The following is a 24,536-nucleotide window of genomic DNA, read 5'->3' on the forward strand; positions in this document are numbered from 1 at the left end:
GCCACAGGATCGAGGCAAGCCGGCGTCGCATCACCGCGGCCGACGTTCCCAACCGCCCCCGCGAAGGAGATGTGCGCAGGATGACCACCACGCCCACCCCTGCTTCCGAACAGCTCGCCTCCGAACAGCCCGCCTCCGAACCGCTGACGCGTCAGCTGTCGCACCAGGTCTCCCAGTCCGTGTTCGACGGCTCCCGGCTGCGGGTCGTCCTCCTGGTGGAGGTCTACGACGGGGCCCAGCAGCAGTTCCTCGAGACCTACGAGAACCTGCGCAGCCACGTCGAGTCCGTCCCCGGGCACATCGGCGAGCAGCTGTGCCAGTCCATCGAGAACCCCTCCCAGTGGCTCATCACCAGCGAGTGGGAGAGCGCGCCGCCGTTCCTGAACTGGGTGAGCAGCGAGGAGCACGTGCGGATGGTCAAGCCGCTGCACAGCTGCGTACGGGACACCAGGTCGCTCCGTTTCCACGTGGTCCGCGAGACCGGCCGCCCGGAGGACGGCGCAGAACAGGCCCGGGGCGGGCTGCAGGCCGCGCCCCGCGTCGGCGACGGTGTCATCCGGCACGCGCTCACCTTCACGGTGAAGCCGGGCAGCGAGGAAGCGGTCGGCAAGATCCTCGCCGACTACGCCTCGCCCGAGCCGCGGGTCGACGACACCACGCGACTGTGCCGTACGTCCCTGTTCCTGCACGGCAACCGGGTGGTGCGGGCCATCGAGGTGCGCGGCGACCTGCTCGCGGCCCTGCGGCACGTCGCGGAGCAGCCGGAGGTGCGGGCCGTCGAGGAGGCCATCAACCCGTACCTGGAGCAGGACCGGGACCTCGCCGACCCGGAGTCGGCCCGGGTGTTCTACACGCGGGCGGCGCTGCCCGCCGTCCACCACGTGACCGCGGGCGAGGTGAGCGGCGCGGCACAGCGGCACGCGCTGTCGTACCCGGCGCGGCCGGGCTGCGGCATGCGGCTGGCTCAGCTGCTCGCCGAGCGTGACGAGGCGGCGGCCAGGGACCCGCGCAGCCCCGTCCTGTGCAGCACCATCTTCCAGCGCGACGACGTCGTCGTGCGGCTGGTCGACGTACGGGGCGACCTCCACGACGGCGACCCCGCCGTGACGCTCGGCCTGCCGGACCCCGGCCGGGTGTCCGAGCTGACGACCCTCCTGGACGGCTTCACGGACGCCGGTTCCCCGACGGGCGGCGGACTCGTCCGCGCGCTCGAGGGCGCCCGGATGGAGCTGGTCACCGACCGGCGGGCACCGGACGCCTGAACGGGCGCACGCGCGTCGGCCGCCGCAACCGCTTCCGGGCGGTCCGGCGGCCGACGCGCGTGCGTCCGGGGGTCAGCTCACTTCGGCACCGTGCAGTCGAAGGCGTGCAGGTACGGGTTGACCGGGCGGATGTCGTCGATGACGAGGCCCGCCTCGGTCAGCCGGCCGACCATGCTGTCGGTGGTGTGCTTGGCACCGCCGACGTTGAGGAGCAGCAGCAGGTCCATGGCGGTGCTGAACCGCATCGACGGGGAGTCGTCCACGAGGTTCTCGATGACGACGACCCGGGCACCCGGGCCGCCCGCCGCCATGACGTTGCGCAGGGCGCGGGCGGTGCTGTCGTCGTCCCACTCCAGGATGTTCTTGATGACGTACACGTCGGCCCGCACCGGGATGGCCTCGCGGCAGTCGCCCGGCACGATGCGGACCCGGTCCGCGAGCGAACCGCCCTCGCGCAGCCGGGGGTCGGCGTTCTCCACCACCCGCGGCAGGTCGAGCAGGGTGCCCCGCATGGCCGGGTACTTCTCCAGCAGGCTCGCCACCACGTGGCCCTGGCCGCCGCCGATGTCGGCGACCGAGCCGCTCGCCGACAGGTCGAGGAGCGCGGCGACGTCCTGGGCCGACTGCCGGCTGGACGTCGTCATGGCCCGGTTGAAGACCTCGGCGGACTGGGGTGCGTCCTCGTTGAGGTAGGTGAAGAACTCCTTGCCGTACAGGCCCTCGACGACGTTGGAGCCGGTGCGCACCGCCTCGTCGAGCAGGGGCCAGGCGTCCCAGGTCCATGGTTCGGTGCACCACAGGGTGATGTTGCGCAGGCTGTGCGGGTCGTCCTCGCGCAGCAGGCGGGACATGTCGGTGTGCGCGAACGTCCCGTTCCTGTGCTCGGTGAAGACGCCGTAGCAGGTCAGGGCGCGCAGCAGCCGGCGCAGCGGCTTGGGTTCGGTCTTCACCGCGGCGGCGAGGTCCTCCACGGGCGTCGGGTCGTCACCGAGGGCGTCGGCGACGCCGAGCCGTGCGGCCGCGCGGAGGGCGGCGGCACATGCCGCCCCGAACACGAGCTCCCTCAGCCGCATGGGCGGGGGTGGGGCAGTCTGTGCGGTCGTCATGTGCCGCTTTCCTTCCTTCTTCGGTCCATGGGCCTTCTTCGGGCCACGGTCGTTACGGCCGGCTCAGCACAGGCCCGCGGGCTTGGAGGCGCCGCAGGTGTTGCCGCTGAAGGTGTTGCTCTTGGCGGTGTCACCGGTCCCGGCGTTGACCAGGTCGGCGGGGGAGTTGTCGCTCAGCCGGTTTCCGTTGATCTCGTTCTTCGAGTTGGCGGTGCCCACCATGCTCGCGGCCAGGACGATGCCGCCCGACATCGACGACTTGCCCGCGTTGCCCTCGACCGTGTTGTCGGCGACCAGGACCTTCTCGACACCGGTCAGGACGATGCCGGAACCCTGGAGCGCCTCCAGCCGGTCGGTCTTCGGGCACGACTTGTTGTTGCGCACGACGTGGTTGTCGCGCACGACCAGGTCGCCGGCCTTGGGCGTGTTCTCGTCGCCGACGACGAAGACGCCCGCGCAGTTGCCGGCGATGTGGTTGTCCGCCACGGCGAGGTTGCGCAGGCGCCGGACGGTGACGCCGATGCGGTTGCCCTCGAGCCGGTTGTGCGCGACGAGCGTGCCCTCGGTGTCGGCGGCGCCTTCCTCGGCCTTGATGTTGTTGGCGAGGAAGATGCCCGCGTCGCCGTTGTCGCGGGCGGTGTTGCCGCGGAAGACGCCGTGGACCGAGCGCTCCTGGGCGATGCCCCAGACGCCGTTCTTCACCGCGTTCACGTTCCGGACCGTCAGCCCGTCGGTGGCCATGGAGAACACACCGGTACGGGTGAACCCGGTCACCGTCAGGTCGGCGACGGTGATGCCCTTGACGTTCTCGTCCTTCGTGCCGATCACGCAGATGCCGTTGCCGCCCTCGGCACAGGTGTTGTCGGCCGCCTTCTTCGTGCTGGGCATGATGACCGTACTGCGGCCCACGCCCCGCAGGGTCAGCCCGGGGGTGCTCACCTTGACGCTCTCGTGGTAGACGCCGGGAGTGACCAGGACGGTGTCGCCCGAGCCGGCGGCGTCCACCGCCTTCTGGATCGACTGCCCGGGGTGGACCACGTGGGTCATGGGGACGGAGGACGCCGGGGCCGCACCGAGCCCCGTTCCGATCATCGCTGCGGTGCACACGAGGTACACGACATGGCATTTCTTCATATTCCGAAAGGTATGCCTGAAATATTCCCCGATGGCAGGGATCCGCCATCCGACGGCGTGTCATGAACGGGCGCTGAAGCGGCGGTTCGTGGGCACAAGGCGTACGTGATCTTCATGTACGCCATCCGGGGAGGGGCGACCAACGTGACCGTGCCTGAACGCCGTGTCCGAGACGGACGTGCGAGGCGGCGATTCGACCTCCGGGCGACCACCGTGACGTTCGGCCTCGCCGCCATCGCCCTGGTCCTGGCGGGATGGGTCGTGCGCATGGTGTACGACACGGCGCAGCGGCGACCGGTCTGGGTGTTCGTCCTGGTGCTCGGCGTGATCGCGGCCGTCCTCCTGGGCCGGCGCGCACGGGGCCGGCACACCGCCGCGCGGGCGGCCCTGCGCACGACGGACGCCCTGGCGGCGGCCACGGCGACGACGCTGGACGCGCTGGAGGAGGACCACGAGGCGGCGCCGGCGCGGTGCGCGAGCGGCGAGGAGACCACCGTGGTCCTCACCACCGAGTACGAGGAACTCGGCCCCGACGAGTTCGAGGAGGCGATAGCGGACCTGTGCCGGCGGGACGGCTGCCTGGACGTCGAGGTCGTGGGCGGGGCGGGCGACCTCGGTGCCGACGTGCTGGCGGTGACGCCCGACGGGCGGCGGATCGTCATCCAGTGCAAGCGCTACGGCGAGGACCACAAGGTCGGCTCCCAGGACCTCCAGCGCTTCGGCGGCACCTGCTTCACGGTCCACGGGGCCGACGTGGCGGTCCTGGTCGCCAGCACGGAGTTCACCGCACCCGCGGTCGACTACGCCGAGCGGTGCGGCATAGTCTGCGTGAACGAGGAGCGGCTGCGCGACTGGTGTCAGGGAGGCGGACCGGCGCCCTGGGAGCTGCCCCCACCCGGCGGGGACGGGGTGGAGCTCGACGACCGGGCGGTGTGGTGAGCCGGCCCGCCCGTCCGCCCGCGGTCGGCGTTGGGAGCAGGGATTTCGCGCCGCGCGGTGGCAACCTGGGCGGCATGGGCAAGACCGCGCTGATCGTCATCGACATGATCAACACCTACGACCACCAGGACGCCGAGTTCCTGATCCCCGCCGTGGAATCCGTACTGCCGCAGGTCACCGGCCTGCTGGAGCGGGCGCGGCGGCAGGGCGTCCCCGTGATCTACGTCAACGACAACTTCGGGGAGTGGCGCTCGCACCACGGCGAGATCCTCGACAAGGCCCTCTCGGGGCCGCACTCCCGGCTCGTCGAGCCGCTGAAGCCCGACGACTCCTCCCTCTTCGTGGTCAAGGCACGCCACTCCGTCTTCTTCGAGACCCCGCTGACCTATCTGCTCCACCAGCAGGGAATCGACCGGCTCGTGCTGTGCGGGCAGGTGACCGAGCAGTGCGTGCTCTACTCGGCACTGGACGCCCACATCCGCCATCTGCAGGTGATCGTGCCGCGCGACGCGGTCGCCCACATCCACGCCGATCTGGCGGACGCGGCACTGCGCATGATGGAGCGGAACATGGGCGCCCGGGTGTGCGACAGCGGCGAGCTGTGGACGTGAGGCGCCCCGCCGCCGCGCGGTGAGCGGGGCCGACGCCGGCGTCAGGTCCGCAGGCTGCGCACGGGCAGGACGACCTGCGCCGCCGTGGCCAGCGTCTCCTTGTCGTTGGCGAAGGCGGCGACCGCAGCGCCGTCGCCGGTCTCGCCCCCGGCCCAGGGGCGGGTGGCGAAGATGAGACAGGCGAACCGCCGTTCGTCCACCGCCGCCCGCCACCGCGGGGTGGGAACGAACTGGGCGTTGATGCCCGGCATGGTGAGGGCCGCCGCGCCCGGTACGACGAGCAGGCCGATCGGCAGGTCGGGCAGGACGGTGCCGTCGAGCACCGTGTCGCCGCCCACCGCGAGCCCGGAACGGCTCAGCAGCCCCTCCACGGCGGCCGGGGTCGCCTCGGGGCCGCCCTCCCCGTCGCCGAGGGAGCAGGCGAGCAGGAAGGGGACGTCGCCGTCGGGCGTCTCACGGCTCCAGCACATGATGACGAGCGTGCCGAGGTCGGCGGTTCGCAGGGGGCGCGGGTCAGTGGAGATCGAGGTCACCGCGAAACCGTAAGCGCGCGCGGCGACGCACCTGCCCGGCCGTCACCCGACCGGACGACACCATCGCGGTTCTTCACACGAACGAGGGGTGCTCGGCGCCGAGTCGGCGTCGGTCACGCCCCTGGTCCGGTCGTCGGCCCCGCGGCGTCGGGTTCGTGCTCCGACCGGCCCAAGACGGGTGAGTCCGGGCGGCGATGACCGATCACCTGATGTAACAGTCATCCTATGATCTGTAGACGAAGTGATCGTCAGAGCGACGTGCGCGGTTCGCGTGGCCGCAGGATCGGCACCGCCGCGGCGGCACTGCTCGCCGCCACCGCCCTCGGCGCCACCGGCCAGGCGGTGGCCGCGCCGTCGACGCCCCTGCGCACCGACTGGGACGCCATCGCCGCGTGCGAGTCCAGCGGCAACTGGCAGGCGAACACCGGCAACGGCTACTACGGCGGACTGCAGTTCGCGCCGTCGAGCTGGGTCGCGGCCGGCGGCCTCGAGTACGCCCCGCGCGCGGACCTCGCCAGCCGCGCCGAGCAGATCGCCGTGGCGGAACGCCTGGCCCGCATGCAGGGGATGGGTGCCTGGGGCTGCGCCTGACAACGGCGCCGTCCGCACCGGGTTGACCGGGCCAACCCGTGGGTGTGCACCTGGGGCCGATCACCGCCGCTCCCGTTTCCCCCGTGCGGCGGATGGGCAGGCCCCGACCGGGGGAGCCGAGTGGCGGTCCCGGACGTTGCGTACGCCGATACGCCCGGGGCCGCCGTCGCCGCCGGGCCGACGGGCTCCGCGGCGGGCGTGATGGGTGGTCGAGGCGGATCGGCCCCTTCGGCCGGGACCGCAATGACACCTTCGCGGTCCGGTCATGCTCCGGAAACGCGCCGCCCCGAGTAGGCCGACCAGCGGCCGTCGCGCCGGGCCACCGTGATGTCCCGGCCGAAGCACGCGGTCAGCAGGGAGTCGGTCAGCACCTCGTCCACCGCACCCCGGGACAGGATCCGGCCCTCGCGCAGCAGCAGGGCGTGACTGACGGCCGGGAACAGCTCCTCCAGGTGGTGGGTGACCGTCACGGTGGCCAACTGCGGCCTGCCCTCGGCCAGCTGGTGCATCGCCTCGACGAGGTCCTCGCGGGAGGGCAGGTCCAGGGCGTTGAACGGCTCGTCCAGGAGGAGCAGCGCCGGGTCGGCCATCAGCGCCCGCGCGATCAGGACGCGCGCCCGCTGCCCGCCCGAGCAGACGCCGTACGGCCGGTCGGTGAGCTCCTTGACGCCGAGCTCGGTCAGGAGGTCGCGGGCGCGCAGGCGCACCTCCTCGTCGTACGTCCGCCACAACGGCTGCACCGTGCCGCTGTGGCCGGTGAGCACGACCGCGTGGGCGGTGAGGTCCTGCGGCACCCGCTGGGCGGAGTTGACGTGGCCGATGCGCGCCCGCAGCTCGCGGACGTCCACCCGGCCGAGCCGGCTGCCGAGGACCTCGACCGTGCCCGTGGTGGGGTGCATGAGCGCGCCGAGCAGTCGCAGCAGGGTGGTCTTCCCGGCGCCGTTGGCCCCCAGCAGCGCCCAGTGCTCGCCCGGCCGGACCGTCCAGTCGACGGCGTCGAGGATCAACTGGTCCGTGGTGAAGCGGCGGACGCTCACGTCCTGGAGCCGGAGCACGGCCGCCCCGTGCTCGCTCTCCCGGGAGTCGGCAGTCTGGCCGGTCATGCGGTGGCTCCTTCGCGCGCGGGACACCCTCGGTCGGTCACCTCGCACAGTAGATGTACTCACCACACGCCTGCCGGGCCGTCCGCTTCCTGGACGGCGGACGGCGGACGGTGAGCGGGGCGCGGGCGGCAGCCGGCAGCGGCGCACTCAGGGCGCGGATGAGTTCCCGTACTCATCCGCGGCACCTGGCCCGGCTCCTATCGTGACGGCGTCGGTGGGAGACGGAGGGGGAGCCATGGGGCGTCGGCACACGGCACGGGGGAGCGGACGGCGGCGGCCGGGGCGCGTCGGCGCGGGCCTGGTGGCACTGCTGGTGGGGGCGCTGGTCGGCGGCTGCGCGGTGTTCGACACGGACGACGACGTACGGCGGGCCCGGGAACTCGCCGACGACCTGTACCCCGGCGAACTCGACGTCGTCGACGCCCGGACCCTGGTCCCGGAGACCACCGGCTCGGAGGTCACCCTGTCCGTCGTCGACGACCCGGACGCCGCCGTCAGGTTCCGGGTGGACGCGGCCAAGGACCGCTGCGACGGCGGCCCGGACTGCGCGGACGCCCTCCGCGCGGCGGTGGACCGGGCCCGGCGGGAGGCCGGGCGGCTGCGCGCGATGCGCCACGCCTTCGACGGCTGCGGGCATCCGGTCCTTGCCACGGACGAGAAGCTGACGGCCCCGTGGATCGAGGCACGCCTGACCGACGAGACGCTGGACGACGTCCTCACCCGCCTCGGCGCCTGCGCACAGCGCTGGGTCACCGCCCGCGCGGACCAGGACCCCCGCGCGGCGCAGGGCTGGGTGACCGTCAACGTCGCGGCCCCCGGCACGGCCGACGACCTCCCGGCCGCGAAGAGCACGCTGCCCACCGTCCTGCGGTTCACCCACGGCCCGAGACGCGCGGCCCTGGCGGGCAGGCCGTACTACGTGGCCGCCTACCCGGTCGGCGACGACCCCGGCCGTACCGTCGACGTGGCCTCCGTCCGGCTGAGGATCGTGTCGCCCTTCGAGGAGCGGCAGGCCTTCTCCCGGCGGATCGACGCGTCGGTCCTGCCCCAGCTGCGCGCGACGTACCCGGACGCCGTGACGAGCGGCGGGGCCGGCATGGGGGTGTGGCGCCTGGAGCCGGGGACCGTGCACCGGGTGCGCGGTTACGTGCTGTTCTGCGCGCGGCCGCCCGCCGACGGCAAGCGGTGCCTCGGGGACCTGGCCGCCCTGGTGACCTCGGACCCCGCGGGCCGGGACGCCCAGGTCGTGCGGGTGCTCACGGACATCCGGGACGAGCACGGGGTCCTGCGCCTGCCTCCGGGGTGACGGGGGCAGGCGCAGGACCCGGGCGGCGGGGGAGTCAGACGCCCGCCACCGACTGGATCCAGGAACGGTAGGCGGTCACGTTGGTGTACGCCGTGGTGGTCTGCCGGTCGCTGGTCGAGGCGACACCCACCTGGACGCCGCCGGCCATCATCGGACCGCCGGAGTCGCCGCCCGCGGTGATGCCGTCGACGGGCCGGGCGCATATCGCCTGGCCGTAGTAGGCGTCGTAACAGCCGCGGGTGACGCTCACGTTGGCGACCTTCAGGTACTGGGACTGGCAGTTGATCTCCGAGCCGCAGCGGGAGGTCGCGCCCCAGCCGTAGACCTGTACGGTCTGGCCGACTTGTACCGTGCCCGGCTGACCGAGCCGGGCGTAGGTGGCGGAGACGGAGCGGTCGAGCCGGACCAGCGCGAGGTCCGCCGAGGGACTGGTGACGGTCTGGACGCCGTTGGCCACCGTGCCGCCGGAGCCCTGGTCGAGGCTGCCGATGCGGAAGGCGAGGTTGCCGCCGCTGACGCAGTGCTTGGCGGTGAGGATCCAGGTGGGGGAGATGATGGTCGAGGTGCAGGTCTGCTGCCCGTTGGAGAACAGACGTGCCGCCCAGGGGGCGTTCTGCGCGTAGCCGCCGCCGATGATCGGCTGGGGGCCGCCGTCACCGGGCCGGGGCTCGGCCGCCGAGGCGGTGGGGGCGAGCGCCAGGGCGGACAGCAGCGCGGCCACGAGGGCGGCCAGCAGGGCGGGGACGAGTCTCGTTGTTCGCAAGGCTCCTCGATTCCGACGACACGCGCGCCGGGCGCGTGCTGATGTGTGGGGGCGCCCACAGCATGTCGGGCCCGGCCGCCGGCCGAACAATCCCGGCTTCGCATAACACGGTGTTATGCCGGGGCCGGCCGGCGTTCGGGGCGGCTGGAGGGGATCTAGCGGAGCAGCAGTTGCACGAGGGCGACCGTGCCGACCGTCACGACCAGTATCCGCAGCACCGTGGGGCTGAAGCGGCGGCCCACCCGGGCACCGGCCCAGCCGCCGAGGCCCGAGCCGACCGCGAGGAGCCCGACGGCGGTCCACTCGAAGTCCGCGGCGAAGAGGAAGAAGACCGCGGCGACCGTGTTGACCAGGGCGGAGAGGACGTTCTTGACGCCGTTGAGACGTTGCAGGGGTTCGTCCAGGAGCATGCCCATCAGGGACAGGTAGATGATCCCCTGGGCGGCGGTGAAGTAGCCGCCGTAGACGCTGGCCAGGGTCAGGCCGACGAGGAGCAGCGGGCCGCCGTCGCGGCGGGGCGAGGCGCCGGTGCGGGCCCGGCGGCGCTGGACCAGCCGGCCGATCTGCGGCTGGAACGCCACCAGCAGCAGGGCGAGGCCCACCAGGACCGGCACGATCGTCTCGAAGGCGTCGGCGGGCAGCATCAGCAGGAGGGTGGCACCCGAGAGGCCGCCCAGCAGTGCTCCACAACCGAACTTCAGGACGCGCCGGCGCTGGCCGCGCAGCTCCTCGCGGTAGCCGATGGCCCCGCTGATCGAGCCGGGGATCAGGCCCAGCGCGTTGGACACGGTGGCGGTGACCGGCGCCAGCCCCGTGGCCAGCAGCACGGGAAAGGTGATCAGGGTGCCGGAGCCGACGACGCTGTTGATGGCGCCGGCCCCGACCCCGGCCGCGAACACCGCGGCCATGGCCTCGGGCGTCACCCCGTGCCGCCCCGCACCCGGCCCCCGCCCGGCCGGAAGGTGTCTTGTGCATCTTTCACGGGGCCGACTGTACCCACCGGTCCGAGTCGCGTGTTTGCCGGTCTCAACCAGTCGCGTTCAGGCGCTTCTTGACGTCAATTCACCTGATCATGCGGTGATACGATCACCGCGTTTGCGGAGCGGGCGGATGGGTGAAAGACGGCATCCCCGACGTAAAGGGCAGCCCGGGCAGCTACCCCCGGTGCGGGCAGTCCACCGGACCGCCCGCACGGACGGGAATTCAGCAAGCCGGCTGCCAGTCGCCTGAAGAGAGTCTTATGACGGAATACACAGGGAACCCCTTGCTCTGGGTGGCCCTCGTCGCCCTCGTCGCCGCCGCCGTGCTCATCAGCCGCCAGCGCAGGGCGGCCCGGGCGTTGCGGCAGCAGATCCAGGGGCTCAGGGATCACTACACCGAGCTGGAGAGCGATTACGGGAAGTCCGTGCAGGCCGCCCAGGAACGGGCCGAGGACGAGACGAAGACGGTGCTGAAGTCCGCCATGCGGACCCTTCAGGGCCTCGCGGCCGAACAGCAGCTGGTGCTCTCCCGGCTGCAGAACAAGTACGGCGACTCGGCCCTCCTCCAGGACCTGCTGGAGATCGACCACACCAACTCGCAGTTCGGCCGGCGCGCCCAGTCCATCGCCGTGCTGTGCGACGGCTGGCTCGGCGGGCGCCGCGACACCGCCTCGGTGTACGACGTGGTGCGCAGCGCCCAGGGCCGCATCCGGCACTTCCGCCGGGTGGACATCCTCTCCCAGGTCGACTTCGGCATCACCAGCCGGGCCGTCGAGCCCGTCGCCCTGGCCCTCGCCGAGCTCCTCGACAACGCCACCAGCTACTCCAGCCCGGACACGGTCGTCGAGATCAACATCCGGACCGTGCCCAAGGGCATCTGCGTCGTGGTCGACGACGCCGGTGTCGGCATGAGCGACGAGGAGCGGACCCGCGCCGACAAGCTGCTCGCCACCGAGCGCGCCTCGGGCGTGGCGGGGCTCGGCAACCCGCCGCAGTTCGGCTTCGCCGTCATCGGCCTGCTGTGCGAACGATTCGGCTTCGAGGTGTCGGTGGACTCCTCCTCCCCCTACGGAGGTGTACGGGCGGTGGTCCTGCTGCCGCACGAACTGCTCACCGCGATGCCGGAGAAGAAGGCCCCCGCCCCCGCCCCGGCCACCCGCGGCACGACCCGGCCGGCCCCCGACGGCGGACCGGAGGCCGCGGTCACCTCCTCCCAGACCGGCGACGGCCTGCCCCGGCGCCGCCGCAAGCGGCCGATGGCCATCGTGCCCGGCAGCGCGTCCACCCCCCGCGCGACGGGCCGCTCGGACTCCGAACAGGCACAGGTCATGGGCGCCTTCCAGCGCGGAACGCAGTCCGGCCGGGTCACCGAGCCGGACCGCCCGGACCACGCCGGACGGACGAGCGAAACACCTGGTGCAAGCAGCGAAGGACATGAGGTCTCGTGAACGACGATCTGTCATGGATGCTCGACAGCGCCCTGGAGATTCCAGGTGCCCTGCACGCGGTCCTGATATCCGCCGACGGCCTGCTGATGGCCCGGACGCAGGACTTCGACAAGGACGACGCCGACCGGGTCGCCGCGGCGATGAGCGGCGTGCAGTCGCTCAGCCGCACCCTCGCCTTCTTCTGTGAGGACCCCAGCCAGTCCTGGCGGCAGACCCTGGTCGAGTTCGACGGCGGCTGGGTCTTCCTGATCTCCGCCGGCGAGGGCGCCTACCTCGGTGTCTCCGCCTCCCCCGAGGTCGACATGGCGGACATCACCTTCCGGATGCAGCAACTCGTCGCCCAGCTGGGCAAGCGGCTGACGACACCGCCGCGCGAGAACCTGGGCACCCGCTCGTGACCGGCCAGGACGGCTGGCAGCCCGAGGCGCCCGAATTAGTACGGCCGTACGTCATCACCAAGGGGCGCGGCCTGCCCGACGACGGCGACCTCTCCCTCATCACCCTGGTCACCGCCTCCGCCGAACAGCAGCAGCGGCCGGCCCGGCTGTCCCCCGAGGAGCAGAGCCTGCTCGACCTCTGCTCCGCCGGCTATCTCTCGGTCGCCGAGATCGCCGGACACTCCCACTTCCCGCTGGGCGTCGTACGGATCCTGCTGGCCTCCCTGATGGAGGGCGGGCACCTCACGACCCGCCCGCCGGTGGCCCGCGCCCGCCTCGCGGACCGAGAGATCCTGGAGGAGGTGCTCCATGGGCTCCGCGCCAAGTTTGGGTGAGCGGGACTACGTACGCGAGGGAGCGACCCAGACGGCGGTCAAGATCCTCGTCGTCGGGCACTTCGCGGTGGGCAAGACCACCCTCATCGGCTCCATCTCCGAGATCGAGCCGCTGTCCACCGAGGAGACGATGACGCAGGCCGCCGAGCCGGTCGACGACCTCAAGGGCGTCCAGGGCAAGACCACCACCACGGTCGCCATGGACTTCGGCCGCCTGACCATCAGCGACCGCGTCGTGCTCTACCTCTTCGGCACCCCCGGCCAGCAGCGCTTCGTGCAGATGTGGGAGGACATGGCCCGCGGCGCGCTCGGCGCCCTGGTGCTGGTCGACCCCGAGCGGCTGGCGGACTCCTTCCCCGTGATCGACCTCATCGAGCACTACGGACTCGACTACGCCATCGCCGTCAACCACTTCGACGGCACGCCCCTGCGCGACGAGCGGGCGCTGCGCGAGGCGCTCGACCTGCTCGACGACACCCCCGTCGTCACCTGCGACGCCCGCGACGAGAAGTCCTCGGCCGCCGCACTGACCACCCTCGTCCGCTACTTGCTGGACCGCACCCGCTAGGAGCTGGGAGCAGACATGAACCCCCACGACACCGCACCGGTGCCGCCGCCCGGCTGCCCGGCCCACGGCTCCGGCGCCCGGGTGCCGCTGCACGGGCCGGAGTTCGCCGCCGACCCGCAGGCGTACTACGAGTACCTGCGCCACTACGGGGCCGCGGCCCCCGTCGAACTGGCCCCGGGGGTGGAGGCGACCCTGGTCACGGACTACGCGGCGGCGCTCCAACTGCTGCAGGACTCCGGGACCTTCCGCAAGGACGCGCGCCGCTGGCGGGCGTTCAACGAGGGCAAGATCAGCCCGGACAGTCCGGTCGCGCCCCTCCTGGCCTACCGGTCCAACTGCATGTTCGCCGACGGAGCCGACCACCTCAGGCTGCGCCAGGCGGTCACCGACAGCATGGCGCGGGTGGACACCCGGCGCCTGAGCCGCAGCACCGAGCAGATCTCGGGCTACCTCATCTCCCAGTTCGCCGCCCGCGGCTCGGCCGACCTGCTCGGGGACTACGCCAAGCAGCTGCCGCTGTTCGTCTTCAACGAACTCTTCGGCTGCCCCGCCGACATCGGCGACCGGGTGCTGTTCGGCATCTCCGGCATGTTCGACGGCGTCAACGCCGAGAAGGCCACCGCGGTGCTCTTCCAGGCGGCGGGGGAGCTCGTCGCGCTCAAGCGGCGCAAGCCCGGCGACGACGTCACCTCCTGGCTGATGCGGCACGAGGCGGGTCTCGACGACGAGGAGATGGTCCACCAGATCGCCCTGCTCCTCGGCGCCGGCGCCGAGCCGCTGCGCAACCTCCTCGGCAACACCCTGCACCGGCTGCTCACCCACGAGCGGTACGCCCGGGAGGGCGGCCTGATCGACGAGGCGCTGGACGACACGCTGTGGGAGAACCCGCCCATGGCCAACTACGCCCCGCACTACCCGGCCGCCGACACCGAGCTGGCCGGACACCAACTGCAGGCGGGCGACCTCGTCCTGGTCAGCTTCGCCGCGGCCAACACCGGCCCGGCCCTCACGGCGTCCCGCCAGGCGGGCAGCAACCGGGCGCACCTCGCCTGGAGCGCGGGCCCGCACGCCTGCCCGTCCAAGGAACCGGCCCGGCACATCACGGTGACGGCCGTCGAGCACCTGCTCAACGAGCTGCCCGACGTCGAACTCGCCGTCCCCGAGGACAGCCTGACGTGGCGTCCGGGGCCGTTCAACCGGGCGCTGGCCACGCTGCCGGCCCGTTTCACCCCCGTCCGCCCCGTCCGGCGTGCCGAACCGGGACAGGCCGCCGCGGCGGCCGAGCGGGAGCAGGCGGCGAACGCCGCGCGCCCGGCCGAACAGAAGGGAATGTGGAGCCAGTTCCTCAACTGGCTCACACGGTGACCTGCGCAACACCTCCCCAACCCGCCCCATTCGCATGATGATCGAACGGCACGGGTAGTGAGCAACGCGGTACTCAAGTTGCTTACGAGTCAAAGGAGGTGTCGTGGACCACATATCCACGAACGCCGCTTTCCCGGCGCCGGACCCCCTGATACCCGCCCCCCGAGGCGGGTATCGCTTTGTGCGGCTCCGGCCGGGGAGGGGCCGGTGACCGCCGCACCGACGGGCACGGACCCGCGGAGCACACCGACGCTCGGTTCCCTCACGGGCGGTCAGCTGCGAAGACTCGGGGTGGTCGCCGGCCTGTCCCGCTCCGACGTCGAGACCTACGCACGGGTCCTGGCCGACTCACTGGGCCCGGTGGCCGAGCGGCCGCTGAGCCTGCCGCCGCCCACCCGCACCTTCCTGTCCGACGACCACACCCCGGTGGAGTTCTCCCTCTCCTTCCGACCGGACGCGGCACCCTCCATGAGGGTCCTCGTCGAACCCGGCTGCGGCGCAGACAGCCTGGCTCACAACGGCCGCGTCGGACTAGAGGCGATCCGGAGCATGGCGCGGCGCTGGCACTTCACCACCGACGTCCTCGACGAACTCCTGGACCTGTTCCTGCCGGCCGACCCGCAGGGCCCCCTCGCCCTGTGGTGCGCGCTGGAGCTGCGGCCCGGTGGCACACCCGGGGTCAAGGTCTATCTGAACCCGGCGGCGCGAGGGGAGGAACGTTCCGCCGCGACGGTGCGCGAGGCCCTGCACCGGCTCGGGCACCGGCAGGCGTACGACGGTCTGCCCCGGGGCGCCGGACATCCGTTCCTCGCCCTGGACCTCGGCGACTGGGCGGAACCCCGGGTGAAGGTCTACGTGCGGCACGACAACCTCACGGCCGGCCAGGCCGGGCGCCTGTCCCGGATGGACTCGGGCCCCGGGCCCGCGGCGGTCGAGGGGTTCTTCCGCGCGGCCGCGGGCCTCGGCCCGGACGCGACGGGTCTCGGCGGGAGGCCGGGCCTGTCCTGCCACTCCTTCACCGACACCCGCACCGCACGACCTAGCGGCTTCACCCTGCACATCCCCGTCAGGGACTACGTCCGGCACGACGGGGAGGCCCTGGTCCGGGCGTCGCGGGTGCTGCGCCACCACGGAATGGACGCCTCCGTGCTCGACCGGGCCCTGGCGGCCCTCACCGAGCGGCGGCCCGAGGACGGGGTGGGCCTGATCGCCTATCTGGCCCTGGCCCACCAGCGGGACCGGGCGCCGAGGGTGACGGCGTACCTCTCCTCGGAGGCGTACGCGGTCCGGCCGCCGGTCGTGGAGACCGTCCGCCGACCGGTGCCGGTGGCCTGACCGGCCGTCCGCACACGACGAGGGCTCCCGGTGCGATCCACCGGGAGCCCTCGTCACGGACGCGGCCGGGTGCGCCGCGATCGTGCGGCGGCGCCCGGCGGGACGCTCACACGGGCAGCGACTCCCGGAACTCGGCCAGGTACGGGCCCACGTCGACCTGGATCGAGGCGCCCTCCGTCCGGCCGTAGCGCTGGACGATGCCGGTGAGATACGTGCCGATCTCCTCGCGCATCTGATCGGCCGCGGGCAGGACGGCGGCACCGTCGACGAGGCGGGCCACCCACTCGGCCTGGGCCTCCACCAGCCGGGTGATCGCGCCCACGGGGCGGACCAGCCCGACGAAGTACAGACCGGGCCGGTCCGCCGGGACGACCCGTCGGTACAGCTCGACCGAGCCGTCCGCCGACACCGGGCAGCCGGCCGGCAGGAACGGGAAGGTCATGTGGAAGCCGGTGCAGTAGACGACCGCGTCGGCGGGCTCGGAAGTGCCGTCCGTGAACACGACCCGGTCGCCGTCGAACGAGGCGATTGCGGGCTTCGGGGTCACCGCGCCGTGCCGGATCCGGCTGAGGATCTCGTCCGAGAGGGTCGTCGCGGAGGAGAAGACCGGGTGGTCGGGCTCGGGCAGGCCGTAGTCCGACAGTCTGCCGCGCGCCACCAGCAGGGCCTGCTCCACCCACCGGCGTCGCTCGTCGAAGGACATCTCGTTCCACCAGGGGGCCTCGGCGATCTCGTCGACCGACATCCCGAAGAGCTGCTTGGGCACGATGTGCAGTCCCCGGCGCACCGACAGCAGGGTCCGCTCGGCGTGCCGGGAGAGGTCCGCCGCGATGTCCACCGCGGAGGCGCCGAGGCCCACCACGACGACGCGCCGGCCCGCGAAGTCGCCGCCGTCGCGGTAGTCGAGGGAGTGAAGAATCGTTCCGGCGAAAGAATCGGCACCGGCCGGAAGGGGGTCGGGCAGGGCCGGCTCGTTGTGGTGTCCCGAGGCGACGACCACCTGCTCGAACCGGCGCGAGACCTGTGCGCCGTCCGCGCCCCGGCTGACGACGGTCCACGGGCCGTCCGCGTCCTGACGGACGGAGACCACCTCGGTCCGCAGCTCGACGTGGTCGAGCAGTCCCGCCCACTCGGCGAAGGACCGCAGGTACGCGGCGACCTGGCTGTGCCGGGGGTAGAGCGGGTACGCGTCCGGCATCGGGAAGTCCGCGTAGCCCGTCAGCTGCTTGGCGGTGTTCAGGTGCAGCGTCCGGTAGCCCGGGCCCCGCTCGCCGGCCCCCGGCTGACGCCAGATCCCGCCGACGTCGGGTGCCTTCTCCAGGCAGACGAAGGAGATGCCGCGCTCCTTCAGGGCATGGCCCACCGCCAGGCCCGACAGGCCTGCACCGATCACACACACACGCACGGGATGTCCCCCCAGGATGTACTCAACCTCCCCCGATCAAGCCCTTCCTGCCCATCCGCATTACCGTGCACACCAGTACGGCCGGGGAACGGGCGTGTCGGTGATCACGTTTCACTTGCCCCGCAGGTCCCACACCCGGCGGATCTTGCCCACCGAGCGCTCCAGGGTCTCCGGGTCGACCACCTCCACCTCGACGCTCACGCCCACACCGTCCTTGACGCCCTGTCCGATCGCCCGCGCGGCGGCCTCGCGCTGCTCGGGACCGGCGTCGGGGCGGGCCTCGACCCGTACGGTCATGTGGTCCATGCGGCCGCGTTCGGTGAGGCGGATCTGGAAGTGCGGGGCGACGCCGGGGGTGCGCAGCACGATCTCCTCGACCTGGGTGGGGAAGACGTTCACCCCACGCAGGATGATCATGTCGTCGCAGCGGCCGGTGACCTTCTGCATCCGGCGGAACGCGGGACGCGCGGTGCCGGGCAGCAGACGGGACAGGTCGCGCGTGCGGTACCGGATCACCGGGAGCGCCTCCTTGGTGAGGGAGGTGAAGACGATCTCGCCCTCCTCGCCCCCGGGCAGCACGGCGTCCGTGAGGGGGTCCACCACCTCGGGGTAGAAGTGGTCCTCCCAGATGTGCAGCCCGTCCTTGGTCTCGACGCACTCCTGGGCCACGCCCGGGCCGATCACCTCGGACAGGCCGTAGATGTCGACGGCGTGGATGTCCATGCGCTCCTCGATCTCGCGCCGCATCTCCTCGGTCCACGGCTCGGCGCCGAAGATGCCGACCTCGAGGGAACTCGTGCGCGGATCGATGCCCTGGCGCTCGAACTCGTCGAGCAGGGTGAGCATGTAGGACGGGGTGACCATGATGATCTCGGGCCGGAAGTCCTGGATGATCTGCACCTGGCGCGCCGTCATGCCGCCGGAGGCGGGAATCACCGTGCAGCCGGCGCGCTCGGCGCCGTAGTGGGCGCCCAGTCCGCCGGTGAACAGGCCGTAACCGTAGGAGATGTGCACCTTGTGGCCCGGGCGGCCGCCGGCGGCGCGGATCGAACGGGCTATGACGTCCGCCCACATGGACAGGTCGTTGTCCGTGTACCCGACGACGGTGGCACGGCCGGTGGTGCCGCTGGAGGCGTGCACGCGCCGCACCTCGGACATCGGGACGGCGAACATGCCGAAGGGGTAGGTGTCCCGCAGGTCGGCCTTGGTGGTGAAGGGGAACCGGGACAGGTCGTCCAGGCTGCGGCAGTCGTCGGGCACGACCCCGGCGGCGTCGAACTTCTTGCGGTACAGCTCCACGTTGTCGTAGGCGTGCCGCAGGGTCGCGCGCAGGCGGTCGAGCTGCAGCTCCCGGAGCTGCTCGCGGGAGAGTCGCTCGGCGTCGTCGAGCAGGTCGTGGGGGAGGGGCTCGCCCGGTCGGGGTGCCGGGGCCGCCCCGGTCGTCGGCTCGCTGCTCATCGCGACTCCTTCGTCGTCGTGCCCGGCGCCTCGCGCGCCGTGTCGTCCCGCGCGCTGCGGCTGCGCCCGCGGAACTCCGCGATCAGCTCCTGGCCGCGGTGCACGCTCACGTCGTAGATCCCGCTGCGCCCGTACCGGGCACGCTCCTCGGCGCGGGCCACGAGCACGTCGCCCTCGTGCGCCGGGGCGACGAAGACGATGTCGGCGCCGGCCGCGACGGTCACCGGTCCGTAGCTGTTGCAGGCGCAGGCGAACGCGGTGTCGGCGAGCAGGAACACGAAGCCGCCGTGGGCGATCCGGTGGCCGTTCACCATCGCCGGGGTCACGGTCATGCGGACCACGGCGGTCCCCTCGCCGTGCTCCACCAGCTCGATGCCGAGCCCCCGGGAGGCCTCGTCCGCGGAGAACATCGCCTCCGTGGGCGTCTGCTCAGTGGCCTGCGACACCATATCCACCACCTTGTTTCCCGACCGACCATTCGGTTAGCGCGCGGCAAGGTCAAGTAATCCAGCCACGCGACGGCGCTGTCAAGAGTGTGACCGGCCCATGCGGGGCTCTTGCCCGGCGCGCGGAAACACGTCACACTGATGCCGAACGAATGGTCGGTTGGGAAGCTGGTGACGATGACCACGACACACGCCGCCGAGGCGCCGCCCCCGGACGTGCCGGACGGACTCCAGGAGCACTTCGACGCGACGATCGCGCGCGACCAGCGCATCGAGCCGCGGGACTGGATGCCCGACGGCTACCGCAGGACGCTGATCCGGCAGATCGCCCAGCACGCGCACTCGGAGATCATCGGCATGCAGCCGGAGGGCGAGTGGATCACCCGGGCGCCGTCCCTGCGCCGCAAGGCGATCCTCTTCGCCAAGGTCCAGGACGAGGCCGGCCACGGCCTGTACCTGTACTCGGCGGCCGAGACGCTCGGCGCGGACCGCGACGACCTCACCCGGCGGCTGATCGAGGGCCGCCAGAAGTACTCCTCGATCTTCAACTATCCGACCCTCAGCTTCGCCGACGTCGGCGTGATCGGCTGGTTCGTGGACGGCGCCGCGATCTGCAACCAGGTGCCGCTGTGCCGCAGTTCCTACGGGCCCTACGCGCGCGCGATGGTGCGCATCTGCAAGGAGGAGTCCTTCCACCAGCGGCAGGGCTACGAGCTGCTGATGACGATGATGCGCGGTACCGACGCCCAGCGCGAGATGGTCCAGGACGCGGTGAACCGCTGGTGGTGGCCGTCCCTGATGATGTTCGGCCCGCCCGACGACGCCTCGCCCAACTCGGCGCGCTCCATGGCCTGGAAGATCAAGCGGCACAGCAACGACGAACTGCGCCGCCGCTTCGTCGACATGACCGTCCCGCAGGCCGAGAAGCTCGGCGTCACCCTCCCCGACCCGGAGCTGCGCTGGAACGAGGAGGCGGGACACCACGACTTCGGCACCCCCGACTGGGACGAGCTGATGCGCGTCATCAAGGGCGACGGCCCGTGCAACGACCGGCGGATGGAGCGGCGGCGGACCGCCCACGAGGAGGGCGCCTGGGTGCGCGAGGCGGCCACCGCCCACGCCGCCAAGCAGGCCGCCCGTGCACAGAAGGGAGCCGCGGCATGAGCGCCGAGCAGTCCGGGAAGCAGGGCTGGCCGCTGTACGAGGTCTTCGTGCGCGGCAAGCGCGGCCTCAACCACGTCCACGTCGGCTCGCTGCACGCCGCCGACGACGCCATGGCCCTCACCCACGCCCGCGACCTCTACACGCGGCGCAACGAGGGCGTGAGCATCTGGGTGGTGCGCTCCGAGCACATCGCCGCCTCCACCCGGGACGAGAAGGACCCCTTCTTCGCCCCCAGCGCCGACAAGGTCTACCGCCACCCGACCTTCTACGACATCCCCGACGACGTCCCCCACATCTAGGAGCAGGGCATGAGTGACGACCACGTCTACCTCACCCTGGCCGAGGGGCACGAGGACGACACCCGCTGGGCCTACGGCACCGGCTTCGAGGACCCGCTGCACGGCGTCGACACCACCGTGCCCGAGGGCGTCGACGCCGGCGTGCTGGCCGCGGACTGCGTGGCGCTCGCCGACGACGCCCTGGTGAGCGCCCAGCGGCTCGCCGAGTGGGTCACCCGGGCGCCGGAGCTGGAGGAGGAGGTGGCGCTGGCCAACATCGGTCTCGACCTCCTCGGCCAGGCCCGCCTGCTCTACTCCCGGGCCGGCCAGGTGGACGGCACCGGCCGGGACGAGGACGCCTACGCCTACTTCCGCGACGCCGACGACTTCCGCAACGTCCGGCTGGCCGAACTCCCCGGCGGCGACTTCGCGTTCGCGGTCGTGCGGCTGCTGGTGCTCTCCAGCTGGCGGCTGGCCCACTTCCGGCGGCTGGAGGCCCACCCGGACCCGGTCCTCGCCGCGGTCGCCGCCAAGGGCGTCAAGGAGCTGACCTACCACCGGCAGTACGCCGCCGAGTGGTGCGTGCGCCTGGGCGACGGCACCGACGAGTCGCACCGCAGGATGCGCGCCGCACTGGACGAGGTCGCTCCGTACCTGGGCGAGCTGCACACGGCGTACGACGTGCGGGACGAGGTCGCCGACGACCTGCGCCAGGTCACGGAGGCGGCGGGACTGACCCTGCCCGTGTACCGTCCGCTGCCCGGCTCGGGCCGCGCCGGCGAGCACACCGAACACCTGGCGCCGCTCCTGACCGAACTGCAGGGCATCGCCCGCGCCCATCCGGAGGCGACGTGGTGACCGGCACCCCCGCCCCCCTGGACGCCGCCCGCCGCGCCCGGCACGTCGCCGAGCAGGTGCCCGACCCCGAGCTGCCCATGCTCACCCTCGCCGACCTCGGGGTCCTGCGCGACGTCGAGGTCGGCGAGGACGGCACCGTGGTCGCCGGGCTCACCCCCACCTACTCGGGCTGCCCCGCGATGGCCGAGATGCGGGCGGACGTCGCCGCGCGACTGCGGGAGGCGGGATACGCGCGCGTGGAGATCCGCACCGTCCTGGACCCGCCCTGGACCAGCGACTGGATCACCGAGGCCGGCCGCCGCAAGCTCGCCGAGCACGGCATCGCCCCGCCCGGGGCCGCACCCCGGGGCGGCCCCGTCCCCCTCGTCCTGTCGCCCACCCGGCCGGCGGTGCCCTGCCCCCGCTGCGGCTCGGCGGACACCGAGGAGACCTCCCGCTTCGCCGCCACGTCCTGCAAGGCGCTGTGGCGCTGCCGGGCCTGCCGCGAGCCGTTCGAGTACGTCAAGGAGATCTGATGGCCCCGACCGCCCCCGTCCCGGCGGCCCCGGTGCGCACCCGCCGCCGGCCCGCCTTCCACACCCTGCGCGTCGCCGCCGTCGAGCGGCTGTGCGCGGACGCCGCGGCCGTGAGCTTCGAGATCCCCGACGAGCTGGCCGGGGAGTTCGCCTTCGCGCCCGGACAGTCGCTCACCCTGCGGCGCGAGGTGGACGGCCGGGACGAGCGCCGCTCGTACTCGATCTGCGCACCGGCCGGCGCGGCGCCGCGCATCGGGGTGCGGGTGGTGCCGGGCGGACTGTTCTCGGCGTGGCTGGTCAACGACGTGCGACCGGGCGACTCCGTGGAGGTGATGGCCCCCACCGGACTCTTCACTCCCGACCTGACCACCCCCGGCCACCACGTCCTGATCGCGGCCGGCTCGGGCATCACGCCGATGGTGTCCATCGCCGAGTCGGTGCTCGCCGCCGACGACCGCTCCACCGTCACCCTCTTCTACGGCAACCGCCGCACGGACACGGTGATGTTCGCCGACGAGCTGGCCGACCTGAAGGACCTCCACCCGACCCGCTTCCACCTCGCCCACGTGCTCTCCCGCGAGCCCCGCGAGGCCGAGGTGCTCTCCGGGCGCCTGGACGCCGGTCGGCTCTCCGCCCTCGTCGAGTCCCTGGTGGACGTGGGGAGCGCGGACCACTGGTGGCTGTGCGGCCCGCAGGGCATGGTCGCCGACGCCCAGCAGGTGCTGGCCGGCCTCGGCGTCCCGGCGGAGCGCGTCCACCGGGAACTGTTCTTCGCCGACGACGAGCCCGTGCGGGAGGTCCACCACGAGGAGAGCGGCCCCGAGGGCCCCGTCAGCGAGGTCACCGTCACCCTGGACGGCCGCTCCACGACCGCACCGCTCTCCCGGGAGCGGTCGATCCTCGACGGGGCCCAGCAGACCCGCCCCGACCTGCCCTTCGCCTGCAAGGGCGGGGTCTGCGGGACCTGCCGGGCCCTGGTCACCGACGGCAGTGTCGACATGCGCCGCAACTACGCGCTCGAAGCGGCCGAGGTCGACGCGGGCTACGTCCTGACCTGCCAGTCGTACCCGGTCTCCGACAAGCTGACCGTGGACTACGACAGCTGACCGGGCGTCGCACCCCGTCCGCTCAGGCGGGGTTGTCGCCGTGGGTGAGCGTCTCCCAGGCGACGAAGAGGTTGTTCGTGCCGGAGGGGCGGGTGCGCTCGGTCAGGGCCTGGGTGTTGGTCATGGCGAAGCCGAGGCGGTTGTGCATGGCGTTGTAGCCGACCTCGGTGACCGGGCCCAGGCCGAGGTCGAGTTCGCCGCCGCACAGCCAACTCGGCGCCGCGGCGCCCTGCTCGTACTTGGCCTGGAAGCCGAGCGCGTGCCGCAGCCGCTCGCCGACGTCGGTGCCGTACAGGTCCTGTCCCTGGATCCGGCTGGTCTCGGCGACGTGCGAGATGGACGAGATGCCGTATCCGGTGTGGGTGAAGTCCCGGCAGGTCTCCTGGGTGAGGCCGGTGACGAAGGTGGACTGGCCCTGCCAGTACCTGACGATCTTGTCCCGGGTGTCGAGGTGCTGGCTCGGGACGGTCTTCGGCAGGTCCCCGTCGGACTCCAGGTACACATAGGCGGCCGTGCGGGTGCGGAACCTGGCCATGGCCCGGTCGTAGGCCGCCCTGTCCTCCAGGAAGACGGAGATGCCGACGGCGGCCTCCGTCATCGTCAGCTCCCAGTTCCCGTTGGGGTTCGACCCGTTGACGATCTCGGGCAGGTAGACGTCGCGGAGCATGGTGGCGAAGCGGCCGGAGTTCGCCCACGTTCCGGTGTACGTGTACTTGATGATCTCGGCGGCCCTGGGCCAGGAGGAGCCCGCCCAGCCCGTCTGCAGCGGGGCGTTGCTGTTGGTGTGGTCCCGGATCACGGCGGACCACGCGTCCATCAGCTCGATGGACTTGCGGGCGTAGCGCTCGTCACGGGTGATGTACCAGGCCAGCGCGTTGGTGTAGGCCGCGATCGCGTCCTCGCGCTCGTCGGTGCAGCCGTGGTTGGGGTTGGAGTAGGAGCCGCACTCGACCACCGCGCGGGGCTTGGGGGCGCGGTTCGGGTCGGCGTACTTGCTCGCCATCATCCGGTCGAAGGCGCCCTTCCAGGGCTGGGCCCCGGCCTCGACCTTGGCACGGGCGAAGTCGAGCTGGCCCCGGGAGACGGTGACCCCGGGGTGCGTGAACGCAGCGGGTGCGGCGTCCGCGCGGGGAGCGGTCGACCCGGGGCCGGCCAGCAGGGCGCCGACGAGCGCGGCGGTGACGGTCGCGAGGAGGGCGGTGCGGTGTCTGCGGTGACGGTGCGTCGGAGCAGAGGGCGTCGGAGCAGAGGACATGTGGGGGGTCCATCCGTTCGAGTATGTGAACGCTGAGTGGTGTTCTGAACGTTCGACTGGGCGGTGACGATAGGTAGAGACCAATGGGCCGTCAAGAGGGCACGCAGGGGAGGTCCGAAGGCCAGGGCCGGCGGGAGCGGGCGAACACTATGAACGCAACGGCGGAAGGGGTGGCTCCGGCTCCGGAGGGTTCCTAACATCCCGGCTCGCAGCGCAACTTCGCGCCGGTCCGCAG

General features: G+C 72.3%; 26 protein-coding genes. 16 read left to right on the top strand and 10 right to left on the bottom strand.

Translation table 11 applies throughout. The features are described from left to right. Positions 1-80 precede the first annotated feature (80 nt). Positions 81-1,262, top strand: a complete 1,182-nt coding sequence (locus D1J63_RS34360; protein WP_125634383.1) for a SchA/CurD-like domain-containing protein — start codon at positions 81-83, stop codon at positions 1,260-1,262. A 77-nt stretch (positions 1,263-1,339) separates the two neighbouring features. Here the strand turns inward: D1J63_RS34360 and D1J63_RS34365 are convergent, their stop codons facing one another. Further along, positions 1,340-2,368, bottom strand: coding sequence for a methyltransferase (locus D1J63_RS34365; RefSeq protein ID WP_125634385.1), 1,029 nt, complete (start codon positions 2,366-2,368; stop codon positions 1,340-1,342). A gap of 63 nt (positions 2,369-2,431) precedes the next feature. Beyond that, complete coding sequence (locus D1J63_RS34370; RefSeq protein WP_125634387.1) at positions 2,432-3,502, bottom strand: right-handed parallel beta-helix repeat-containing protein; 1,071 nt, start codon at positions 3,500-3,502, stop codon at positions 2,432-2,434. 144 nt (positions 3,503-3,646) lie between these two features. On the opposite strand from D1J63_RS34370, the gene D1J63_RS34375 reads away from it, so the two are divergent. Next, positions 3,647-4,441 (top strand): restriction endonuclease, encoded by a 795-nt coding sequence (locus D1J63_RS34375; protein ID WP_125634389.1) that lies wholly within the window; start codon positions 3,647-3,649, stop codon positions 4,439-4,441. A 74-nt stretch (positions 4,442-4,515) separates the two neighbouring features. Then, positions 4,516-5,052, top strand: a complete 537-nt coding sequence (locus tag D1J63_RS34380) for an isochorismatase family cysteine hydrolase (protein WP_102929696.1) — start codon at positions 4,516-4,518, stop codon at positions 5,050-5,052. Between the two features lie 41 nt (positions 5,053-5,093). Here D1J63_RS34380 and D1J63_RS34385 read toward each other — a convergent pair whose 3' ends face one another. Further along, on the bottom strand, positions 5,094-5,585 hold the full coding sequence (locus D1J63_RS34385; protein ID WP_102929695.1) for a DUF5949 family protein: 492 nt from the start codon (positions 5,583-5,585) through the stop codon (positions 5,094-5,096). 225 nt (positions 5,586-5,810) lie between these two features. On the opposite strand from D1J63_RS34385, the gene D1J63_RS34390 reads away from it, so the two are divergent. Then, positions 5,811-6,176 (top strand): transglycosylase family protein, encoded by a 366-nt coding sequence (locus D1J63_RS34390; RefSeq protein WP_125634391.1) that lies wholly within the window; start codon positions 5,811-5,813, stop codon positions 6,174-6,176. A gap of 263 nt (positions 6,177-6,439) precedes the next feature. Here D1J63_RS34390 and D1J63_RS34395 read toward each other — a convergent pair whose 3' ends face one another. Further along, positions 6,440-7,279 (bottom strand): ATP-binding cassette domain-containing protein, encoded by an 840-nt coding sequence (locus tag D1J63_RS34395; protein WP_102929693.1) that lies wholly within the window; start codon positions 7,277-7,279, stop codon positions 6,440-6,442. 235 nt (positions 7,280-7,514) lie between these two features. Between D1J63_RS34395 and D1J63_RS34400 the strand changes: the two genes are divergently transcribed. After that, positions 7,515-8,585, top strand: coding sequence for a hypothetical protein (locus D1J63_RS34400; protein WP_125634393.1), 1,071 nt, complete (start codon positions 7,515-7,517; stop codon positions 8,583-8,585). 34 nt (positions 8,586-8,619) lie between these two features. Here the strand turns inward: D1J63_RS34400 and D1J63_RS34405 are convergent, their stop codons facing one another. Both D1J63_RS34405 and D1J63_RS34410 read right to left on the bottom strand, forming a co-directional pair. Then, the gene (locus tag D1J63_RS34405) at positions 8,620-9,348 is read right to left on the bottom strand and encodes a trypsin-like serine protease (protein ID WP_164713103.1); all 729 of its coding nucleotides are present in this window, start codon (positions 9,346-9,348) and stop codon (positions 8,620-8,622) included. Positions 9,349-9,503: 155 nt separating this feature from the next. Further along, positions 9,504-10,256, bottom strand: coding sequence for a sulfite exporter TauE/SafE family protein (locus D1J63_RS34410; protein ID WP_176156295.1), 753 nt, complete (start codon positions 10,254-10,256; stop codon positions 9,504-9,506). A 332-nt stretch (positions 10,257-10,588) separates the two neighbouring features. On the opposite strand from D1J63_RS34410, the gene D1J63_RS34415 reads away from it, so the two are divergent. From D1J63_RS34415 to D1J63_RS34440, 6 genes are all read left to right on the top strand, one after another. Further along, entirely contained in the window at positions 10,589-11,776 is a 1,188-nt protein-coding gene (locus tag D1J63_RS34415) for an ATP-binding protein (protein WP_125634395.1), read from the top strand. Continuing rightward, positions 11,773-12,174 carry a roadblock/LC7 domain-containing protein gene (locus tag D1J63_RS34420; RefSeq protein ID WP_102929688.1) on the top strand — a complete coding sequence of 134 codons (402 nt, stop codon included), beginning with the start codon at positions 11,773-11,775 and terminating at the stop codon, positions 12,172-12,174. The genes D1J63_RS34415 and D1J63_RS34420 overlap by 4 nt, the downstream gene beginning before the upstream one ends. After that, a complete protein-coding gene (locus D1J63_RS34425; protein WP_125634397.1) occupies positions 12,171-12,548 on the top strand; it encodes a DUF742 domain-containing protein in 378 nt (125 codons plus the stop codon). Before D1J63_RS34420 ends, D1J63_RS34425 begins: the two co-directional genes overlap by 4 nt. Then, positions 12,523-13,116: an ATP/GTP-binding protein gene (locus tag D1J63_RS34430; protein WP_061446450.1), complete on the top strand. Its 594-nt coding sequence runs from the start codon at positions 12,523-12,525 to the stop codon at positions 13,114-13,116. Before D1J63_RS34425 ends, D1J63_RS34430 begins: the two co-directional genes overlap by 26 nt. A gap of 15 nt (positions 13,117-13,131) precedes the next feature. Next, positions 13,132-14,481, top strand: a complete 1,350-nt coding sequence (locus D1J63_RS34435; protein ID WP_125634399.1) for a cytochrome P450 — start codon at positions 13,132-13,134, stop codon at positions 14,479-14,481. A gap of 207 nt (positions 14,482-14,688) precedes the next feature. Then, positions 14,689-15,816 (top strand): tryptophan dimethylallyltransferase family protein, encoded by a 1,128-nt coding sequence (locus D1J63_RS34440; protein WP_125634401.1) that lies wholly within the window; start codon positions 14,689-14,691, stop codon positions 15,814-15,816. 106 nt (positions 15,817-15,922) lie between these two features. On the opposite strand, the gene D1J63_RS34445 is transcribed toward D1J63_RS34440, so the two are convergent. The 3 genes from D1J63_RS34445 to paaI all read right to left on the bottom strand — a co-directional run bounded on the left by D1J63_RS34445 (position 15,923) and on the right by paaI (position 19,128). Continuing rightward, a complete protein-coding gene (locus tag D1J63_RS34445; protein ID WP_125634403.1) occupies positions 15,923-17,221 on the bottom strand; it encodes an NAD(P)-binding domain-containing protein in 1,299 nt (432 codons plus the stop codon). A 111-nt stretch (positions 17,222-17,332) separates the two neighbouring features. Beyond that, positions 17,333-18,679, bottom strand: a complete 1,347-nt coding sequence (paaK, locus tag D1J63_RS34450) for a phenylacetate--CoA ligase PaaK (RefSeq protein ID WP_125634405.1) — start codon at positions 18,677-18,679, stop codon at positions 17,333-17,335. Continuing rightward, on the bottom strand, positions 18,676-19,128 hold the full coding sequence (gene paaI / locus D1J63_RS34455; protein ID WP_197924527.1) for a hydroxyphenylacetyl-CoA thioesterase PaaI: 453 nt from the start codon (positions 19,126-19,128) through the stop codon (positions 18,676-18,678). Before paaI ends, paaK begins: the two co-directional genes overlap by 4 nt. 174 nt (positions 19,129-19,302) lie before the next feature. Between paaI and paaA the strand changes: the two genes are divergently transcribed. Genes paaA through paaE form a run of 5 tightly spaced genes read left to right on the top strand, consistent with a single transcriptional unit; the run spans position 19,303 to position 23,046 of the window. Further along, positions 19,303-20,289 (top strand): 1,2-phenylacetyl-CoA epoxidase subunit PaaA, encoded by a 987-nt coding sequence (gene paaA, locus D1J63_RS34460; protein ID WP_102929681.1) that lies wholly within the window; start codon positions 19,303-19,305, stop codon positions 20,287-20,289. Then, the gene (paaB, locus tag D1J63_RS34465; protein ID WP_061446455.1) at positions 20,286-20,588 is read left to right on the top strand and encodes a 1,2-phenylacetyl-CoA epoxidase subunit PaaB; all 303 of its coding nucleotides are present in this window, start codon (positions 20,286-20,288) and stop codon (positions 20,586-20,588) included. The genes paaA and paaB overlap by 4 nt, the downstream gene beginning before the upstream one ends. A gap of 9 nt (positions 20,589-20,597) precedes the next feature. Further along, positions 20,598-21,425, top strand: a complete 828-nt coding sequence (paaC, locus tag D1J63_RS34470) for a 1,2-phenylacetyl-CoA epoxidase subunit PaaC (protein WP_125634409.1) — start codon at positions 20,598-20,600, stop codon at positions 21,423-21,425. Next, a complete protein-coding gene (paaD, locus tag D1J63_RS34475) occupies positions 21,419-21,940 on the top strand; it encodes a 1,2-phenylacetyl-CoA epoxidase subunit PaaD (protein WP_164713104.1) in 522 nt (173 codons plus the stop codon). Before paaC ends, paaD begins: the two co-directional genes overlap by 7 nt. Continuing rightward, on the top strand, positions 21,940-23,046 hold the full coding sequence (gene paaE, locus D1J63_RS34480) for a 1,2-phenylacetyl-CoA epoxidase subunit PaaE (protein ID WP_125634413.1): 1,107 nt from the start codon (positions 21,940-21,942) through the stop codon (positions 23,044-23,046). Before paaD ends, paaE begins: the two co-directional genes overlap by 1 nt. Positions 23,047-23,068: 22 nt before the next feature. Here paaE and D1J63_RS34485 read toward each other — a convergent pair whose 3' ends face one another. After that, positions 23,069-24,301, bottom strand: a complete 1,233-nt coding sequence (locus D1J63_RS34485; protein ID WP_125634415.1) for an alginate lyase family protein — start codon at positions 24,299-24,301, stop codon at positions 23,069-23,071. Positions 24,302-24,536: the final 235 nt, after the last annotated feature.

Origin of the sequence: Streptomyces sp. KPB2 (assembly GCF_003950055.1) — a bacterium.
GTDB classification, from domain to species: Bacteria; Actinomycetota; Actinomycetes; order Streptomycetales; family Streptomycetaceae; genus Streptomyces; species Streptomyces salinarius.